The sequence below is a fragment of the Paenibacillus sp. tmac-D7 genome, assembly GCF_006519665.1.
Lineage (GTDB): Bacteria > Bacillota > Bacilli > Paenibacillales > NBRC-103111 > Paenibacillus_G > Paenibacillus_G validus.
Genome location: NZ_VIDW01000124.1, coordinates 1 through 776 on the forward strand (window position 1 = coordinate 1; position 776 = coordinate 776).

The following is a 776-nucleotide window of genomic DNA, read 5'->3' on the forward strand; positions in this document are numbered from 1 at the left end:
GTCGGACTTCTTGGCGGCGTCGAGCTTCTCGAAGAGCTCCTCGCTCGTGATCACGTCGCCGTAGTTCATTTGGATATTCCGCAGCGCTTCCCAGTGCTGCCCGTAACCTAGGGGCACATCATGCGTATGGGGACTCGGGACCGCGGTCGTGCAGTCCGCAAGCACGATGACCTTGTAAATTCTGTTCCATGCGTCGATCGTGGTGGAATGGACGCAGTTAGCCGAGGTGATGCCGGCGATCACCAGGAACTCCGTTCCAAGCTCCCGCAAGTATTCTTCAAGCTGCGTGCCCACGAAGACGCTGAAGCGGCTCCTCCGCAAGACGGGTTCCCCTTCCCGGGGTTCCAGTTCGCCCGCAAAATGGTCGGTTTGAGGGTTCCCCCAGCTTGCGGGCGACTCCGGCGTGCCCGGCTTTAAGCCCGGCCACTTCAGAGCGCAGATGCCCTTATCAAGCCCGTCAGGACTCAGGCCCCATTGAGACCATATGACCGGACTGCCTTCCTCACGGAACCGCTTGACGACCCGCTCGACCGGTTCGACCGTGTCCCTTCCACTCGGGGCTCCTCCCACGCTCGGAATGGCCAGCGCACCATCGGGGTCGGTACATACAGGCTGCATATCCATCACGAGTAATGCCGTGCGCTTCGGATCGATCTCCGGTGCAACCATGGCACTCCTGTCAATTACCTTATCAATATTTTCCAGCGTGAATTTCAAAGACGACATGCTAATTCCTCCTTCTAAATTTTAGAGTTATTTGTTCAAGCGTTGCTTAA

1 protein-coding gene is annotated in these 776 nt (G+C 57.5%); it reads right to left on the reverse strand.

Features of this window, described 5'->3' with window-relative positions; all coding sequences use genetic code 11:
• Positions 1 to 726 (reverse strand): cysteine hydrolase family protein (locus tag FKP33_RS26760; protein WP_141336834.1); only part of this gene is annotated, 726 nt, incomplete at its 3' end.
• Positions 727 to 776: the final 50 nt, after the last annotated feature.